The sequence below is a fragment of the Pseudomonas sp. TH43 genome, from assembly GCF_016650635.1.
Classification (GTDB): domain Bacteria; phylum Pseudomonadota; class Gammaproteobacteria; order Pseudomonadales; family Pseudomonadaceae; genus Aquipseudomonas.
On the sequence record NZ_JAEKFI010000004.1, the window covers coordinates 482,243 to 499,697 of the forward strand.

Here is a 17,455-nt window from a genome sequence, read left to right on the forward strand (position 1 = left end):
AGCATAAAAAAAGGCCATCCGAGGATGGCCTTCAAAAAACTAGAGAGGTTTTTTACTTACACCGCCGCAACAGGGCGCATGTAAGAGATCGGTGCGGTACTGGCGTCTTCGAACGTCACCACTTCCCAGGCATCTGTCTGCTCAATCAATTTGCGCAGCAGCTGGTTGTTCAGTGCATGACCGGACTTGAAGCCTTTGAACTCACCAATCAGGCTGTTACCCAGCAGGTACAGATCGCCAATGGCATCGAGGATCTTGTGCTTCACGAATTCGTCTTCATAGCGAAGGCCGTCTTCGTTCAGTACGCCATCGGCATCGACCACGATTGCGTTTTCAACGCTGCCGCCGAGTGCGAGGTTGTGCTTGCGCAGGTACTCGATATCACTCATGAAACCAAAGGTACGGGCGCGGCTGACTTCTTTTACGAACGAAGTGCTGGAAAAATCCACGCTTGCACTTTGGGTGCGGTCCCGGAATACCGGGTGATCGAAATCGATCTCGAAGCTCACCTTGAACCCTTCGAAAGGGACGAAAGTGGCGCGCTTGTCGCCGTCTTCCACTGTCACTTCACGCAGGATGCGGATGAATTTCTTGGCGGCGTCCTGTTCTTCCAGGCCAGCCGATTGAATCAGGAATACGAAGGGTCCAGCGCTGCCATCCATGATCGGGACTTCGGACGCGGAGAGCTCGACGTAGGCGTTATCGATGCCCAGGCCAGCCATGGCCGAGAGCAAGTGCTCTACCGTGTCCACTTTGACGTCGCCGTTAATCAGCGTCGTCGACATAGTGGTTTCACCGACGTTTTCCGCGCGGGCAGGGATCTGCACCACAGGGTCGAGGTCAGCGCGACAAAACACAATGCCAGTGTCGACAGGCGCAGGCTTGAGGGTCAGATAGACCTTCTCACCGGAGTGCAGGCCTACACCTGTGGCACGGATAATATTTTTCAGTGTGCGTTGTTTAATCATGGCTTGGGCCGCTTCAGCGCAAATTGCGAACTGGTATCAACAAAGGCTGGCGATAATAGCAGACCGAGCCTTTGCTGAACACCAATCACCTTCATAGCCCTGATACATTCCATCAATCGGCCTGACGACGCAGGAAGGCCGGGATGTCCAGGTAGTCCAGATCATCTTGCGGATTCATCTTCGCGGCAGCCGCAGCACCGGCCTGAGCCTGGTTGCGCATGACGGTCGGACGGTCCAGATCACGGTAGTTGACCGCTGGCGCTTCCTGACGAGCCGCAGCCGGTTGTTGTACCTGGGAGGCAGCCATGGAAGTGTGAACGGTGTTGTCGATGACCTTCACAGGCTTCTCGATTTTCGCGCCCAGACCGGTGGCTACTACGGTTACGTGCAGCTCGTCGCGCATGTCCGGATCGATAACAGTACCGACCTTGACCATCGCGTGCTCGGAAGCGAAGGCTTCGATGATGCTACCCACGTCGGAGTACTCACCCAGAGACAGGTCAGGACCGGCGGTGATGTTCACCAGGATGCCGCGTGCGCCTTGCAGGTTCACGTCTTCCAGCAGCGGGTTACGGATCGCCGCTTCGGTGGCTTCACGTGCACGGTTCGGACCGCTGGCGCAGCCAGTGCCCATCATCGCCATGCCCATTTCGCTCATCACGGTACGTACGTCGGCGAAGTCGACGTTGATCATGCCCGGACGCTTGATGATGTCGGAGATACCGCGAACGGCACCGGCCAATACATCGTCAGCCTTGGCGAAAGCCGACAGCAGGCTGGCGTCTTTACCGAGGATGGTCAGCAGCTTCTCGTTAGGAATGGTGATCAACGAGTCGACGCTTTCGGACAGCATGCGGATGCCTTCGTCGGCGATCTGCATACGCTTGCGGCCTTCGAACGGGAACGGACGAGTCACGACCGCAACGGTCAGAATGCCCATTTCCTTGGCCACTTCGGCAATGATCGGTGCAGCACCGGTACCGGTACCGCCGCCCATGCCAGTGGTGATGAACACCATGTTGGTGCCCTGCAGGACTTCGGCAATGCGCTCACGGTCTTCGAGAGCGGCCTGACGACCTACTTCAGGGTTGGCGCCGGCACCCAGACCTTTGGTCACACCGGTACCCAGTTGCAGAATGGTTCGCGCGCCGATGTTTTTCAGCGCTTGAGCATCAGTGTTGGCGCAGATGAATTCAACGCCTTCAATGTTGCTTTTGACCATGTGGTTGACAGCGTTGCCGCCGCCACCGCCGACACCGATAACTTTGATTACCGGGCTTGCGGGGATGTTGTCTACGAGTTCGAACATTTTCCCTCTCCTTACATTCTCTAGTTTTTTCGCCTACTGCATTTTTGTCGCGGTGCATCTACTGCTACTGCTTGCCGCTCGAAGCTTGACGCTTCCAGCTGCTTTTAAAAGTTGCCTTGAACCCACTTCTTCAATCGGTCCAGCAACGGCGCCTGCGGCTCTTCGTTGCTGTAGCTGTCGCGGCTGCCGATGCCCGAGAACGAGATCCCGTCGGACTGCTTTTGCAGGCCGTACATCAACAAGCCAACGCCAGTGGAATAAATCGGGTTACGCACCACGTCATCCAGACCTTTGACGCCGTGCGGCACGCCCAGACGAACCGGCATGTGGAAGATTTCTTCGGCCAGTTCAGTGGCGCCTTCCATCTTCGACGTACCGCCGGTGAGGACGATGCCGGCCGGGATCAGGTCTTCGTAGCCGCTGCGACGCAGCTCGGCCTGAATCAGCGTGAACAGTTCGTCGTAACGCGGCTCGACCACTTCGGCCAGGGCCTGACGCGACAGTTCGCGCGGTGGACGGTCGCCAACGCTTGGCACCTTGATGGTTTCACCGGCACCGGCCAGTTTGGCCAGGGCGCAGGCGTAACGGATCTTGATTTCTTCGGCGTACTGGGTCGGAGTGCGCAACGCCATCGCGATGTCGTTGGTCACTTGATCACCGGCAATCGGGATCACGGCGGTGTGACGAATCGCACCTTCGGTGAAGATCGCGATGTCGGTGGTGCCACCGCCGATGTCGACCAGGCACACGCCCAGCTCTTTCTCGTCGTCGGTCAGTACCGAGTACGCAGACGCCAGTTGCTCAAGAATGATGTCGTCGATTTCCAGACCGCAGCGACGCACGCATTTTTCAATGTTCTGTGCGGCGTTGACGGCGCAGGTGACCACGTGAACCTTGGCTTCCAGGCGGACGCCGGACATGCCAAGAGGCTCGCGCACACCTTCCTGGTTGTCGATCACGTAATCCTGCGGCAGGGTGTGCAGCACGCGCTGGTCAGCCGGGATCGCCACAGCCTGGGCGGCGTCAAGAACGCGCTCAAGGTCAGCCGAGCTGACTTCGCGATCACGGATCGCGACGATGCCGTGGGAGTTCAGGCTGCGGATGTGATTGCCCGCCACGCCGACGAACGCCGAGTGAATGCGGCAGCCCGCCATCAGTTGGGCTTCTTCGATCGCGCGCTGGATCGATTGCACGGTGGATTCGATATTGACCACCACGCCCTTCTTCAGGCCACGGGACGGATGCGTACCGATCCCGACGATTTCCAGCGAGCCGTCGTCGGAGACCTCGCCGACCAGCGCCACCACCTTGGAGGTGCCGATATCGAGACCGACGATCATTTTGCCGCTTTGCACGTTTGCCATGGGTCCTGCCTCTTCTTAATTCTTTGCGACAGCGGGTTTGTCTGTCGTCGGCGCTACAGGTTCCCGCCAGCCAACAGCGAGGCCGTTGGCGTAGCGCAGATCGATGCGCGCAATGTTCGTAATCTGGTCTTTAAGCGTCTTGTCATAGATGGCGATGAAGCGGCGCATCTTTTCCACCAGGTTGCCGCGTCCCAGCAGCAATTCGATGCCGGGGCCGGAACTGCCGGCACCGGTGGTCAGGAACCAGCTACCGCGTTCACGCAATTCCAGGCGCGCAATCGAGAAGCCCAGCGGCCGCAACATCTGGCTCAGCACCTGATACTGCTGCATCACTTGCTGCTGGGCCCGTTGTGGGCCGAACAGCTGTGGCAGGTGTTCGTAGTTCGCCAGCTCCTTGGGAGTGAACGCCTGGCCCTGGTTGTTCAGCAACGACTCGTCGCCCCAACGGGCCACCGGCAGTTGCTCTTCGAGGCGGATCACCACTTGATCCGGCCACACACGCCGTACTTCGGCGTGGGCGATCCAGGGCATCTGCTCAAGCTCGGTACGCATGCCAGCCAGATCGATGGTGAAGAAGCTCGACGCCACGTACGGGGCGATCCGCTGCTGCACCGCTTGCTGGCTGATGTAGCTCAGGTCGCCCTGCACGGCGATCTTGGTGATCGGTCGGTCGGCGTACGGCAGCAAACGCGTTGCGCCTTCGTACGTACCAAAGCCCAGTACCACCAACAGCACCGGCCAGAACAGGCTTTTCAGAAAGCTGAAATTGGCTTTCGGCAGGCGCGCGGACATCGGCTCTTTGGCCACCATTCGGCTGGCACCCCGCGGCACCGGCTTGCGGCCGGGTGCGGGTGGCTGATGTCTGAGCTGAGCGCCTTGCATGGTCTTAACCTCGCGCCTCTTGGGTTACTGCGCCTTCAACACTGGCGGCCAGAATGGCCAGCACCAACTGCTGGAAATCCAGACCGGCAGCACGTGCCGCCATCGGCACCAGACTGTGATCGGTCATGCCCGGTGCGGTGTTCACTTCCAGGAACCAGAACTGCCCGTCGGCGTCCTGCATCACGTCCGCCCTGCCCCAACCGGCAATCCCCAGCGCCTCACTGGCCTTGGCCGTGAGATCCATGAGTTCCTGTTCCTTGGCGGCATCCAGCCCGCACGGAATGCGGTACTGGGTATCGTTGGCGATGTACTTGGCGTCGTAGTCGTAGAACGTGTGCGGTGTACCCAGGGCGATAGGAGGCAACACCTGGTCACGCAGGGTGGCGATGGTGAACTCCGGACCTTGGATCCATTGCTCAACCAAGACTTGCGAATCGTAGGTACTGGCCGCTTTCCATGCGTCGATCAACTCGGACGCAGAACTCACTTTGGCCATCCCGATACTTGAACCTTCATGCGCCGGTTTGACGATCAAAGGGAAGCCCAGTTCCGTCGCCGCGGAAATACAATCGGCTTCGCTGCACAGCACGGCGTGACGCGGCGTCGGAATCCCGAGGCTGTGCCAGACCTGCTTGGTGCGCAATTTGTCCATCGCCAGTGCGGACGCGAGGATGCCGCTGCCGGTGTAGGGAATCCCGGCGACTTCGAGCAGGCCCTGCATGCTGCCGTCTTCACCACCACGGCCGTGAAGAATGATGAACGCGCGGTCGATTTTTTCACTCAGCAGACGCTGCAGAATATCGGCGCCAACGTCGATGCCGAACGCGTCCACGCCAGCGCTTTGCAGCGCGTCGAGCACAGCATTACCGGATTTCAGCGAAACCTCACGCTCGGCACTCAGACCGCCAAAGAGCACGGCGACGCGGCCGAAGTCTTTCGGCGCGATAGTGGAAAACAGCTTGGCGTAGGCAGCAGTCATTTCAACTTCCCCTCGACCGACGCCGCCACGGCGCCAGCGAACAATTCACTTTTCAACAGCTTCGGCGCGAGACCGCCGATATCACCGGCGCCTTGGCACAACAGAATGTCGCCAGCACGCAGCAGCGGCTTGACCAGCGGCGCCAGATCAACGCCACGCTCGATGTAGATCGGGTCGAGCTGACCGCGCTGGCGGATGCTGTTGCACAGCTTGCGACTGTCAGCGCCCGGGATCGGCTCTTCGCCGGCCGGATAGACTTCCATCAGCAGCAGCACGTTGGCATCGGCCAGTACATTGACGAAATCGTCGTACAGGTCGCGGGTGCGGCTGTAACGGTGCGGCTGGTAGACCATCACCAGACGGCGCTCCGGCCAGCCACCACGCACGGCTTTGATTACGGCCGCGACTTCGGTCGGGTGGTGACCGTAATCGTCGACCAGCATCACGTTGCCGCCGTCCACGGGCAGTTCGCCGTAGACCTGAAAGCGTCGACCGACGCCCTGGAAACCCGACAGGCCCTGAACGATGGCTTCATCGCTGACGCCCTCGTCGGACGCAATGCAGATGGTCGCCAGCGAGTTGAGCACGTTGTGGTTGCCCGGCATGTTCACGGAAACATCCAGCGGCTCGCGGTCAGGACGCAGCACGGTGAAGAAGGTCTGCATGCCTTGCTGACGCACATTGATTGCACGCACGTCGGCATCTTCGCTGAAGCCGTAGGTCACGGTCGGACGTTTCACCAGCGGCAGGATTTCGCGCACGACCGGGTCATCCAGGCACATCACGGCCAAACCGTAGAACGGCAGGTTGTGCAGGAACTCGACGAAGGTTTTCTTCAGTTTGTTGAAGTCACCGTCGTAGGTCGCCATGTGGTCGGCATCGATGTTGGTGACCACAGCCACCAGCGGTTGCAGGTGCAGGAAGCTCGCATCGCTTTCATCGGCTTCGGCGATCAGGTAACGGCTGGTACCCAGTTGTGCATTGGTACCCGCAGCATTCAGTCGACCACCGATGACGAACGTCGGATCGAGACCACCGGCGGCAAATACTGAAGCGATCAGGCTGGTAGTAGTGGTTTTGCCGTGGGTGCCGGCAACGGCGATGCCGTGGCGATAGCGCATCAACTCGGCGAGCATTTCCGCACGCGGCACCACAGGAATGCGGCGCTCAAGGGCGGTCGCGACTTCCGGGTTGGAGGTGTTCACAGCGCTCGACACCACCAGTACGTCGGCGGTCGCGGCATTCTCGGCACGGTGGCCGATGAAGATGTGCGCGCCGAACGATTCCAGACGCTCGGTGACCGGCGAAGCTTTCAGGTCGGAACCGGAGACTTCATAGCCCAGGTTCAACAACACTTCGGCGATGCCGCACATGCCCACGCCGCCGATGCCGACGAAGTGGATGCGACGGATGCGGCGCATTTCCGGTTGCGGCATGGCTTTCTGATTCTCAACCATGGGCCACCTCCAGACAGGTATCGACCACGCTACGGGTGGCATCGGGTTTCGCCAGACGGCGGGCCGCTTGGGCCATATCTTCGAGTCGTTGCGGTTGCATCAAGACCTCTGTCAGGCGCGCGGCAAGGTCCGCGGCACCAGTCGTTCTTTGCGGCATCAGGAAGGCAGCGCCTTCACGGGCCAAATAATCGGCGTTGCGGGTCTGGTGATCGTCGATCGCATGGGGCAAAGGCACCAGCATCGAGGGCAGACCGGCGGCAGCCAGCTCACTGATGGTCAACGCGCCTGCGCGGCACACCACCAGGTCAGCCCAGCCATAGGCCTGGGCCATGTCTTTGATGAACGGCTGCACCTGCGCATCGACGCCGGCGGCGCGGTAGCGCTCTGCAGTCACTTCATCGTGGTTTTTGCCGGCCTGATGAAACACTTCCGGGCGCAAATCGGCAGCGACTTGGGCCAGGGCTTCAGGCAGCAATTTGTTCAACGGTTCTGCGCCCAGGCTTCCGCCGAGGATCAGCAAACGCGCTTTGCGACCGGCCAGAGCAGGTCGCGATGTGTCGAGGAACAGCTCGCTGCGCACCGGATTTCCGGTGGTACGGCGGGTGTCCGACAGAGTAAAGGTGTCGGGGAACGCTTCACACACCCGGGCGGCGAACGGCACCAGCAACCGATTGGCGGTGCCAGCGACGGCGTTCTGCTCGTGAACGATCACCGGTACGCCGGCCAGTTTCGCGGCGAGACCACCGGGGCCAGTCACATAACCACCGAAGCCGACCACACACACCGGCTTCAGACGGCGAATGATCGCCCGCGCCTGCCATACCGATTTCAGCAGCATGAACGGTGCCTTGAGCAGCGACAGCTTGCCCTTGCCGCGCAGGCCGGTGGCATTGATCCGGTGCAGTTCCAGCCCTGCGGCCGGCACCAGTTCGTTTTCGATCCCACGTGGCGTGCCGAGCCAGTGCACGGTGTAACCGCGCGCCTGAAACTCGCGGGCACAGGCCAGCGCCGGGAATACGTGGCCGCCGGTGCCGCCGGCCATGATCAATACGTTAGCGCCCATGATTCGGCTCCTCGGCGAAGTCGCTCTCATGGAATTCCATCTCTTCACTGCCCAGGTGGGTTCGACTCTCCCACTCGATCCTCAGTAGCAAGCCGAGACAGGCACAGCAAATCACCAACGAACTGCCGCCATAACTGAGGAACGGCAAGGTCAGACCCTTGGTTGGCAAGAGGCCGACGTTCACACCGATGTTGATCAGGAACTGACCAATCCACAGGAACGACAGACCGTAGGCCACATAAGCGGCGAAGAACTGTTTGGCTTTCTCGGCCCACAAGCCGATGTACATGCCGCGAATACACACGAACACGAACAGCGCCACGGTGCACAACGAACCGACCGCGCCGAGTTCCTCAGCCAGAACCGAGAACACGAAGTCGGTGTGCGCTTCCGGCAGGTAGAACTGCTTCTGCACGCTGTTGCCCAGGCCTACGCCCAGCCACTCGCCGCGACCGAATGCGATCAGCGCTTGCGACAGCTGATAACCGGCGCCGAACTGGTCGGCCCACGGGTCGGCAAAGTTGGTCAGACGCGCCATCCGGTACGGCTGCATCTGAATCAGCAAGACCACCGCCCCGACCGCCAACACCACCATCAGCGAGAAACGGAACAACCCGACCCCGCCAAGGAACAGCATCGCGGCAGCAGCGCCCATCATGACCACGGTGGCACCGAAGTCCGGCTCCATCAGCAACAGGCCGGCCATCGGCAGCAGCACGATGAACGGTTTGAAGAAGCCCATCCAGCTCTCGCGCACTTCCTTCTGGCGACGCACCAGATAACCGGCGAGGTAGATCACCACGAATACTTTGGCGATTTCGGACGGCTGCACGTTGAAGAAGCTGAACCCGATCCAGCGCATCGAACCGTTCACTTCGCGGCCGATGCCGGGGATTATCACCATCACCAGCAAGCCGAACGCACCAATCAGCATCAGCCAGCCGAGGCGCTGCCAGGTGGCGATCGGAATCATCATGGTGACGATGCAGGCGCCCAATCCCAGCACCACATAAATAAGGTGGCGAATCATGTAATACAGCGGACTGCCCGACTGCGCAGCCGCCACTTCGGTGGAAGCCGAGGCGATCATGATCAGACCGAGACCGAGCAGCGCCAGGCAACCGGCGAGCATCGGGAAATCGAGGTCGATGCCGCGCCCGGTGATGATCGGCGACGGATACGGTTTGATGATATTGCGCAGGCTCATGCCAGTTCCTCCACGGCGCGGACGAACTGGTGACCACGGTCTTCGTAATTCTTGAACATGTCGAAACTGGCGCAGGCCGGCGACAACAACACCACATCACCCGGTTGAGCAGCGGCGCGGCATTGCGCAACGGCGTCAACCAGCGAGGTCGCGCGAATCAGCGGCACGGCATCACCGATGGCTTCGCCGATCTTGTCGGAGTCGCGGCCCATCAGGATCACGGCGCGGCAGTTGGCCGCCACCGGATCACGCAGATCGTTGAACTCGGCACCCTTGCCATCGCCACCGGCGATCAGGATGACCTTGCCGTCGATGTCCGCACCGAGGCCTTCGATGGCGGCCAGTGCAGCGCCGACGTTGGTGGCTTTCGAATCGTTGTAATACGCAACGCCGTCGAGATCACGCACCCACTGGCAGCGATGCTCGAGACCGGCAAAGGTGCGCAGCGCCGCGAGCATGGCGTCGAACGGCAGGCCAACCGCGTGACCGAGCGCCAGCGCCGCGAGGGCGTTGGACTGGTTATGCGCGCCGCGAATCTTCAGCTCACGCACCGGCATCAGGTTCTGGAATTCGAACGCGAGATATTTCTCGCCGTCCTCTTCACGGATACCGAATGCCTTGAAATCCGGTTTGGTCAGGCCGAAGGTCCAGCACGGCTGGCCCTCGCCCATCAACGGACGGCTCAGCGCATCCTGGCGGTTGACCACGAACTGCCTGGCACCACGGAAGATCCGGTGCTTGGCCAAATGGTACGCCGGCAGGCCGCTGTAGCGATCCATGTGGTCTTCGCTGATGTTCAACACGGTGGCCACTTCGGCGTTGAGCTGGTCGGTGGTTTCCAGTTGGAAACTCGACAGCTCCATCACGTACAGCTCGACGTCATCGCTGAGCAGGTCGAGCGCCGGAGTGCCGAGGTTGCCACCGACGGCGACACGTTTGCCGGCCGCAGCCGCCATCTCGCCGACCAAAGTGGTGACGGTGCTTTTCGCGTTGGAGCCGCTGATAGCCACGATCGGCGCCTGCGCGTTACGCGCGAACAGCTCGATGTCGCCGGACAGTTTCACGCCACGGGCCGCAGCGGCTTGCAGGGCCGGGGTCGCCAGCGCCAGACCGGGGCTCACGTAGAGCTCGTCGGCACGGCACAGGAATTCGACGTCCAGCTCGCCACAACGCACTTCCACGTGCGGATAGTCACGCTTGAGCGTGGCCAGTTCCGGTGGATTTTCCCGCGTATCAGCCACAGCAAACGACGTGCCCCGGTTCGCCAGGAAGCGAACCAGGGACATGCCGCTCTTGCCGAGGCCGACAACGATGCGGAAGTGGTCAGAAGCGATCAGAGACACTCGTTCTACCTCAGCTTCAGGGTGGCAAGGCCGATCAGCACGAGAATCACGGTGATGATCCAGAAACGGACGATCACGCGCGGCTCGGGCCAGCCCTTGAGTTCAAAGTGGTGGTGTATCGGTGCCATGCGGAACACACGGCGACCGGTCAGCTTAAAGGACGCAACCTGAATGACGACTGACAGGGTTTCCATCACGAACACGCCGCCCATGATGAACAGGACGATTTCCTGACGGACGATCACCGCGATGGTGCCCAGTGCCGCGCCGAGTGCCAGGGCACCGACGTCACCCATGAACACTTGCGCCGGATAGGTGTTGAACCAGAGGAAGCCCAGACCGGCACCGATCAGCGCACCGCAGAACACGATCAGCTCGCCCGCGCCCGGCACGTAGGGAATCAGCAGGTATTCGGCGAATTTCACGTTACCCGACAGGTAGCAGAAAATCCCCAGACCGCCGCCAACCATCACCGTCGGCATGATCGCCAGACCGTCGAGGCCGTCAGTCAGGTTGACCGCGTTGCTCGAACCGACGATCACAAAGTAGGTCAGCACGATAAAGCCCAGGCCCAGCGGAATGCTGTAGTCCTTGAGCATCGGCAGAATCAGCGTGGTTTCCACCGGGGTAGTGGCGGTCATATAAAGGAAGATCGCTGCGCCGAGGCCGAACACCGACTGCCAGAAATACTTCCAGCGACTCGGCAGACCACGCGAGTTTTTCTCGATGACTTTGCGGTAATCGTCGACCCAGCCAATGGCCCCGAAAAGCAGGGTCACCAGCAGCACAGTCCAGACATAACGGTTGCTCAGGTCAGCCCAGAGCAGAGTGCTGACGCCGATCGAAGACAGAATCAGCGCGCCACCCATGGTCGGCGTACCGGATTTCGACAAGTGCGATTGCGGACCATCGTTACGAACGGATTGACCGATCTGACGGTTCTGCAAAGTGCGGATCATCCACGGGCCATAGCACAGCGACAAAACCAGCGCAGTCAGCACACCGAGAATCCCGCGCAGGGTCAGGTACTGGAAGACCGCGAAGCCTTTGTAGAACTGTTGCAGATACTCCGCTAGCAGCAGCAGCATTAATGTTTCTCCAGACTGGACCCGCACAGAGCCGCAACGATGTTTTCCATCGCTGCACTGCGCGAACCCTTGATCAAAATGGTGGTGTTTGTGTCCTGCTCGGCGTCGAGGGCCTGAATCAGTTCGGCTTGCGTGCCGAAGTGATGCGCCTGTTCACCGAAAGCGTTTACGGCGTGAACCATGTTTGGCCCAACGGCATAAAGCGCGGAAACCTTGCCCCGGGCGTATTCGCCCACGTCGCGGTGCCCCTGCTCCGCCCAATCGCCCAACTCGCCGATATCTCCGAGCACCAGGACGGTGCGGCCGGAAAAGCCGGCGAGTATATCAACGGCCGCGCACATCGAGGTGGGGTTTGCGTTGTAAGTGTCATCGATCACGCGCATACCGTTTTTCGCCAGTTGCGCGACGGTGCGACCCTTGACCGGTTGCACGGCGCCAAGCCCGGTGGCGATGCCGAACAGCGACACGCCCAAAGCGTGCGCAGCAGCGGCGGCGGCCAAGGCGTTAGCGACGTTGTGGGTGCCGAGCAGGTTCAGTTGAACGCGCTCGACACCTTCAGGTGTATGCAGATTGAAGGCCGGGCAGCCACGGGCGTCGGTGGTCAGATCGCTGGCATGGAAATTCGCCTGAGTGTTGCTCAGGGCGAAAGTCAGCACCTGGCGAGCGCCCGCGCGGGTCTTCCAGATGCCGAAGGCCTTGTCATCGAGATTGAGCACGGCGACGCCATCAGCCGCCAGCCCGTCGATGATTTCACCCTTGGCTTCAACGATTTTTTCCGGGCCGCCGAACTCACCGACGTGAGCGGTGCCGGCATTGTTCAAGATCGCCACATGCGGCTTGGTCAGCCCGACCGTGTAGGCGATTTCACCGAGGCGCGAGGCACCCAGTTCGATGACGGCCGCCGTGTGTTCCGGGGCCAGTTCGAGCAGAGTCAGTGGCGCGCCGAGGTCGTTGTTCAAATTGCCGCGAGTCGCCAGCACCGGACCGCGCGTGCGCAAGATGCTCGCGAGCATTTCCTTGACGGTGGTCTTGCCGCTGGAGCCGGTGATCGCGGCGACTGGCTGAGTGAATGCAGCACGGTTCAGCGCCCCCAACTGGCCGAGAGCCTGACGGGTGTCTTTGACCAGCAATTGCGGCAACGTACTGTCGGCGACTTCACGCTCGACCAGTGCGGCAACGGCGCCTTTGGCGGCGACGTCGTTCAGATAATCGTGACCGTCAAAGCGCGGACCGGTCAGGGCAATAAACAGTTGGCCAGGCTGGATCGCACGGCTGTCGATGCTGACGCCGTCGAAGCTGGCATCCGCAGTGATCAAGCGTGCATCGAGCGCATTGGTCAGTTCGCTGAGTTTGAGGGCCTTAAGCATGGGCCACCTCCCACGCGGTCAGCGCGTGATCAGCCTCGACCAGATCGGAGAAAGCGTGGCGCTCGCCATTGATCTCTTGATAGTCCTCGTGACCTTTACCGGCCAGGACGATTACGTCATTGGCCGAGGCACCGGCAATCAGTTGCGCGATCGCCTGACCACGGCCGGCGACGAAGGTGACTTTATCCACAGCCGTGAAACCGGCGCGGATGTCATCGAAAATCACCGCAGGGTCTTCAGTGCGCGGGTTGTCGTCGGTGACCAGCACTTGATCAGCCAGACGCTCAACCACTTCAGCCATCAACGGACGCTTGCCGCGATCACGGTCACCGCCGCAGCCGAACAGGCAGAGCAGTTGGCCTTTGACATGAGGACGCAACGCGGTCAGGACTTTTTCCAGCGCGTCCGGGGTGTGGGCGTAATCGACCACCACCAACGGCTGCGTGCCACCGCCCAGACGCTGCATGCGACCGGCCGGGCCTTCGAGTTTCGGCAGTACTTTGAGAATTTCGTCGAGCGCATAATCCAGACCGAGCAAGGCGCCGACCGCCGCCAGGACGTTGCTCAGGTTGAAGCGACCGAGCAAGGTGCTGCGCAGATGATGTTCGCCCTGCGGCGTCACCAGCGTGGCGCGCACGCCGTGGTCGTCGAACTGCGCTTCGCGGCAGAACAGGTACGCGCTGCTGTCGAGCAGGCTGTAGGTGATCAAACGCGATTCACGTTTTTCAGCGGCCAGTTGCCGGCCGAAATCGTCGTCGAGGTTGACCACGCGGCACTTCAGGTCATTCCAGGCGAACAGCTTGGCCTTGGCCTCAGCGTACGCTTCCATGGTGCCGTGATAATCCAGATGATCGCGGGACAGGTTGGTCATCACCGCCACGTCGAATGCCAGCGCGGTGACGCGGCCCTGATCCAGACCGTGGGACGAAACTTCCATGGCCACGGCTTTGGCGCCGGCCTTTTTCAGGTCGCCCAGCGTCGCCTGTACGGCAATCGGATTCGGCGTGGTGTGCAGACCACTTTGCAGTGCGCCATAGAAGCCGGAACCGAGGGTACCGACGATACCGCAATGCTGGCCGAGCAGATCCAATGCCTGTGCGACCAATTGGGTCACGCTGGTTTTGCCGTTGGTGCCGGTTACGCCGACCAGATTCAGGTGATGGCTTGGCTCGCCATAAAAGCGGCCAGCGATGTCCGACAGCTGCGCCGCCAGGCCTTTGACCGGAATCAGCGGCACGTCGGTGATCGGCAGCACGGTGGCGCCTTCCACTTCATACGCTACAGCCGCAGCACCGCGTTGCAATGCATCGGCAATGTGCGCGCGGCCATCAAATTTGCCACCGGGCACGGCGAGGAACAAATCGCCTGCGCGCACGTTGCGGCTGTCCAGCGCCAATTCACGGATCAACAGATCGTGGCCGGCGTGGGGGAATATCTTGTTCAGACTTAATGACATCAGCCGCGCCCTCCATTGGCTTTCAGCGGAATGACTGGGGTGGCGTTGGCCTGCTGAGTGGTCGGCAGGTTGTCCGGGGTCACGTTCATCAGACGCAGGGTGCCGGACATCACACGGCTGAACACCGGCGCGGACACCAGACCACCGAAATAACCGGCCTTGGACGGTTCATCGATCACCACAACAATGGCGTAACGCGGATCGCTCATCGGGCCGAAACCGGCGAACAGCGAGCGATAGGAGTTTTCGGCGTAGCCCTTGGTGCCCACCGACGTTTTACGTGCAGTACCCGACTTGCCGGCCACGTGATACGCCGGCACCTGCGCACGGAATACGCCACGCGGGGCTTCGATCACTTGCGTCAGCATGCCTTGCATGGTTTTCGCGACAGCTTCCGGCAGCACTTGCGTCGTTTGCGGCGGCTTGTCGGTTTTGATCAGGGTCAACGGCGCGAGACGACCATTGTTGGCCAGCGCCGAGAAGGCATGAACAAGCTGAATCGCGGTCACGGAAATACCGTAGCCGTAGGACAGTGTTGCGGTTTCAGCCTTGCGCCATTCGCGGTAGTTCGGCAGGTTGCCGACACGCTCGCCCGGGAAGCCGAGGCCGGTGTCCTGGCCGAGGCCGACTTTCTGCGCGAGACGGTAAATGGTTTCGCCACCAATATCGAAGGCAACCTTACTCATGCCGACGTTACTGGAATTGATCAGAATGCCGGTCATGTCCAGCACCGGACCTTCGCTCTTGGAAACGTCCTTGATCGTGTATTTACCGATCTGCAGCGTGCCCGGATACACCTCGACGGTGTCGCTCGGTTTCCAGCGGCCGGACTCGATCGCGGCGCTCATCGAGATGGCTTTCATGGTCGAACCCGGTTCGAACACGTCGATCATCGCGCGGTTACGCATCATCGCCGGTTGCAGGTTGCGACGGTTGTTCGGGTTGTAGGTCGGCTGGTTGACCATGGCGAGAATCTCGCCGGTCTTCACGTCCATGATCACCAGGCTGCCGGCCTTGGCACCGTTTTCGATGATTGCGTTGCGCAGCTCGCGGTTGGCCAGATATTGCAGACGCAGGTCAATCGACAACGCCAAGGGCTTGCCGGCCTTGGCGTTTTTGGTGACCTGGACATCCTTGATCAGCCGTCCGCGCCGATCCTTGATGACCTGTCGTTTGCCCGGCACCCCGGCCAGCCACTCGTCGTAGGCGAGTTCGACGCCTTCGCGACCGTGATCGTCGATGTCGGTAAAACCAACCATGTGCGCGGTGACTTCACCGGCCGGATAGAACCGGCGGAATTCTTCGATGCCGTAAACGCCCGGCACTTTCAGGTCGAGTACAGCCTGGCCCTGCTCAGGCGTCAGCCCGCGCACCAGGTAAATGAATTCTTTGTTGGCTTGCGCTTCAAGGCGCTCGGTCAGGGCTTTCGGATCCTGCCCCAGGGCGGCGGCGAGTGCGGGCCACTTTTCCTTGGCGGTCTGCATTTCCTTGGCGTTGGCCCACAGCGTGGTCACCGGGGTACTGACGGCCAAAGGCTCGCCGTTACGGTCGGTGATCAGACCACGGTGAGCCGGAATCGGGATATGACGCAGGCTGCGCGCATCGCCCTGACCTTTGAGGAAGTCACGGTCAACCACTTGCAGGTCGATGATGCGCCAGCAGATCGCCGCGACCATCACGCCGAGCAGCGCCACCATCAGGCGGAAGCGCCACGGGAACAATGCGCCTTCGAGTTTCATCATGGCGCCACCATCTTCACGTCAGCCGCGCCCGGAATGTGCATTTTCAGTTGTTCGGTGGCCAGCACTTCGATCCGGCTGTGCGCGGTCCAGGTGCTTTGCTCAAGAATCAAGCGACCCCACTCGGCCTGCGCCTTGTCGCGCACGCTGAGTTCGTTATAAAGGGTGTTGAGCAACTGACGGTTCCAGTGCGCGCTGTACGACACGGCGATGGCCGATACGAGCACGCCGATGAACAGCAGCAGCATCAAAAAGCTGCCGCCAGGCAGTGGCTTGGCGAAAAGCTTGCTCACCGCAGCTTCTCCGCGACGCGCATGACGGCGCTACGGGAACGTGGGTTGGCTTTGAGTTCGGCGTCGGAGGCCGTCTGCGCTTTGCCATGGACTTTGATTTTCGGTTCGAACGCCACGTGGCGAACCGGCAGGTTGCGCGGCAGGTTGTCGGCTTCGCCTTTCACCAGCTTGCGCATGAACAGTTTGACGATGCGGTCTTCCAGCGAGTGGAAGCTGATCACCACCAGACGACCGCCAACTTCCAGCGCTTCCAGTGCGGCTTCGAGGCCGGCTTCCAGATCGCCCAGTTCGTTGTTGACGTGAATGCGCAAACCCTGGAATGCACGGGTGGCCGGGTTCTTGCCCTTTTCCCATGCAGGGTTGGCGACCTTGAGCACTTCAGCCAGATCGGCGGTGCGCTCGAAAGGCGTGATATCGCGACGCTCGGCGACGGCACGGGCCATGCGCCCGGAGAAACGCTCTTCACCGTATTCCTTGAACACCCGGGCGATTTCCTCAGCCGGCGCGGTGTTGACGAATTCGGCAGCGCTGATGCCACGGGACGGATCCATGCGCATGTCCAGCGGGCCGTCGTTGAGGAAACTGAAGCCGCGCTCAGCATCGTCGAGCTGCGGCGAAGACACGCCGAGGTCGAGCAGAATGCCGCTGACCTTGCCGGCCAGACCTTGTTCGGCGACGACCGAACCCAGCTCGGCAAAGCTACGCTGCACAACGACAAAGCGGCCGTCTTCGGCCGCTAGCGTTTGCCCGGTGGCAATCGCTTGTGGATCTTTGTCGAACCCGATGAGCCGACCGTCCGTCCCGAGCTGGCTGAGGATCAGCCGGCTGTGGCCACCGCGTCCGAACGTACCGTCCAGATAGCAGCCATCAGGGCGTACGGCGAGAGCCTCGACGGCTTCGTCAAGCAGTACGGTGATGTGGTTAAAGCCGCTATCAATAG

15 protein-coding genes are annotated in these 17,455 nt (G+C 61.0%); all 15 read right to left on the reverse strand.

The window, feature by feature from the left end; translation table 11 throughout:
- Positions 1 to 56 precede the first annotated feature (56 nt).
- A complete protein-coding gene (gene lpxC, locus JFT81_RS18450; RefSeq protein WP_007916984.1) occupies positions 57 to 968 on the reverse strand; it encodes a UDP-3-O-acyl-N-acetylglucosamine deacetylase in 912 nt (303 codons plus the stop codon).
- Positions 969 to 1,080: 112 nt separating this feature from the next.
- Positions 1,081 to 2,277: a cell division protein FtsZ gene (ftsZ, locus tag JFT81_RS18455; RefSeq protein WP_095190806.1), complete on the reverse strand. Its 1,197-nt coding sequence runs from the start codon at positions 2,275 to 2,277 to the stop codon at positions 1,081 to 1,083.
- A 104-nt stretch (positions 2,278 to 2,381) separates the two neighbouring features.
- Positions 2,382 to 3,641 (reverse strand): cell division protein FtsA, encoded by a 1,260-nt coding sequence (ftsA, locus tag JFT81_RS18460; protein ID WP_008082764.1) that lies wholly within the window; start codon positions 3,639 to 3,641, stop codon positions 2,382 to 2,384.
- A gap of 15 nt (positions 3,642 to 3,656) precedes the next feature.
- Entirely contained in the window at positions 3,657 to 4,523 is an 867-nt protein-coding gene (locus JFT81_RS18465; protein WP_201146597.1) for a cell division protein FtsQ/DivIB, read from the reverse strand.
- 4 nt (positions 4,524 to 4,527) lie between these two features.
- Positions 4,528 to 5,502, reverse strand: coding sequence for a D-alanine--D-alanine ligase (locus JFT81_RS18470; protein ID WP_201146596.1), 975 nt, complete (start codon positions 5,500 to 5,502; stop codon positions 4,528 to 4,530).
- Positions 5,499 to 6,959 (reverse strand): UDP-N-acetylmuramate--L-alanine ligase, encoded by a 1,461-nt coding sequence (murC, locus tag JFT81_RS18475; RefSeq protein ID WP_201228436.1) that lies wholly within the window; start codon positions 6,957 to 6,959, stop codon positions 5,499 to 5,501. The genes JFT81_RS18470 and murC overlap by 4 nt, the downstream gene beginning before the upstream one ends.
- Complete coding sequence (murG, locus tag JFT81_RS18480) at positions 6,952 to 8,022, reverse strand: undecaprenyldiphospho-muramoylpentapeptide beta-N-acetylglucosaminyltransferase (RefSeq protein WP_064392864.1); 1,071 nt, start codon at positions 8,020 to 8,022, stop codon at positions 6,952 to 6,954. The genes murC and murG overlap by 8 nt, the downstream gene beginning before the upstream one ends.
- Positions 8,012 to 9,223, reverse strand: a complete 1,212-nt coding sequence (gene ftsW, locus JFT81_RS18485) for a putative lipid II flippase FtsW (RefSeq protein ID WP_171057289.1) — start codon at positions 9,221 to 9,223, stop codon at positions 8,012 to 8,014. Before ftsW ends, murG begins: the two co-directional genes overlap by 11 nt.
- A gap of 2 nt (positions 9,224 to 9,225) precedes the next feature.
- A complete protein-coding gene (gene murD, locus JFT81_RS18490; RefSeq protein WP_201228437.1) occupies positions 9,226 to 10,572 on the reverse strand; it encodes a UDP-N-acetylmuramoyl-L-alanine--D-glutamate ligase in 1,347 nt (448 codons plus the stop codon).
- Between the two features lie 5 nt (positions 10,573 to 10,577).
- Complete coding sequence (gene mraY, locus JFT81_RS18495; RefSeq protein ID WP_201146592.1) at positions 10,578 to 11,660, reverse strand: phospho-N-acetylmuramoyl-pentapeptide-transferase; 1,083 nt, start codon at positions 11,658 to 11,660, stop codon at positions 10,578 to 10,580.
- Positions 11,660 to 13,027 (reverse strand): UDP-N-acetylmuramoyl-tripeptide--D-alanyl-D-alanine ligase, encoded by a 1,368-nt coding sequence (gene murF / locus JFT81_RS18500; protein ID WP_201228438.1) that lies wholly within the window; start codon positions 13,025 to 13,027, stop codon positions 11,660 to 11,662. The genes mraY and murF overlap by 1 nt, the downstream gene beginning before the upstream one ends.
- Positions 13,020 to 14,483, reverse strand: coding sequence for a UDP-N-acetylmuramoyl-L-alanyl-D-glutamate--2,6-diaminopimelate ligase (locus tag JFT81_RS18505; RefSeq protein WP_201228439.1), 1,464 nt, complete (start codon positions 14,481 to 14,483; stop codon positions 13,020 to 13,022). The genes murF and JFT81_RS18505 overlap by 8 nt, the downstream gene beginning before the upstream one ends.
- Positions 14,483 to 16,222 carry a penicillin-binding protein 2 gene (locus JFT81_RS18510; protein ID WP_201230578.1) on the reverse strand — a complete coding sequence of 580 codons (1,740 nt, stop codon included), beginning with the start codon at positions 16,220 to 16,222 and terminating at the stop codon, positions 14,483 to 14,485. Before JFT81_RS18510 ends, JFT81_RS18505 begins: the two co-directional genes overlap by 1 nt.
- Positions 16,222 to 16,515 (reverse strand): cell division protein FtsL, encoded by a 294-nt coding sequence (gene ftsL / locus JFT81_RS18515; protein WP_007917008.1) that lies wholly within the window; start codon positions 16,513 to 16,515, stop codon positions 16,222 to 16,224. The genes JFT81_RS18510 and ftsL overlap by 1 nt, the downstream gene beginning before the upstream one ends.
- On the reverse strand, positions 16,512 to 17,453 hold the full coding sequence (gene rsmH / locus JFT81_RS18520; RefSeq protein ID WP_201230580.1) for a 16S rRNA (cytosine(1402)-N(4))-methyltransferase RsmH: 942 nt from the start codon (positions 17,451 to 17,453) through the stop codon (positions 16,512 to 16,514). Before rsmH ends, ftsL begins: the two co-directional genes overlap by 4 nt.
- Between the last annotated feature and the right edge of the window lie 2 nt (positions 17,454 to 17,455).